Here is a 785-nt window from a genome sequence, read left to right as displayed (position 1 = left end):
TTTTGTGTTCCGGAACATCCTGTTCCTGTATGAACTCATCATAGGAAAAAAGCGGGAAGTCGCCAATCCGCTAAATCCCTAAAAGTTTGTAAGATAAATCGTACAAATAACATTTTTTGCATTTATGCCATCATCATCGGGCGAAATGGACAATTGACAATCACTCTAACTGGGTTATATTCCTGTTTAATATCTATACGATTATAGGAATGCAATCATGGTAACAGCTGGCGAAAAACCCGGAACAGGCTTCTATTTCTGCGCTCAATGTGGCCAGAGAGTGTTTTTAGAAATTAATACAGATCGTTTACCACCATGCACTAAATGCTATTGCACTGAATTTAAACGTTAAGAATAAAATAATATTTGCGTTCGCATTTAACAAAAAGCCCTGTCACCCGATGGGGCTTTTTGTTAATTTAAAAATAAGACTTACATAACAAGACCCGTGATGGGCATAAGAAGGAAACCGTTATGGAAACAATATTGGGTTTATGTATTGGTGTGGGCTTAAGTGCTGCCTGCGGTTTTCGCGTGTTTGTGCCGTTATTGGTCATGAGCATTGCAACCATGATGGGATGGTTTGAGCCATCAAAAGGTTTTGAGTGGTTGGCTATGCCATCGGTTTGCTTGGCTCTAGCCGTGGCAACCGTCTGTGAAGTTGCAGCTTATTATATTCCATGGGTCGATAATGCTTTAGATACGGTTGCGACTCCTGCGGCCATGATTGCGGGTACGTTAACGACCATGGCTGTGAGTAGTGGTGAAATGTCACAGTTCGCAGG

General features: G+C 41.7%; 2 protein-coding genes. Both read left to right on the top strand.

Features of this window, described 5'->3' with window-relative positions; all coding sequences use genetic code 11:
• Positions 1-217: 217 nt before the first annotated feature.
• Complete coding sequence (locus UC75_RS19315) at positions 218-352, top strand: zinc ribbon-containing protein (protein ID WP_004640417.1); 135 nt, start codon at positions 218-220, stop codon at positions 350-352.
• A gap of 122 nt (positions 353-474) precedes the next feature.
• A partial coding sequence (locus tag UC75_RS22310) for a DUF4126 domain-containing protein (RefSeq protein WP_228137480.1) occupies positions 475-785 on the top strand: 311 nt, incomplete at its 3' end.

It is taken from the genome of Acinetobacter sp. V2 (assembly GCF_001188385.1).
Taxonomy (GTDB): Bacteria; Pseudomonadota; Gammaproteobacteria; order Pseudomonadales; family Moraxellaceae; genus Acinetobacter; species Acinetobacter oleivorans.
Note: the sequence above shows the minus strand (reverse complement) of the source record. Positions and strands in the feature narration are given on the sequence as shown.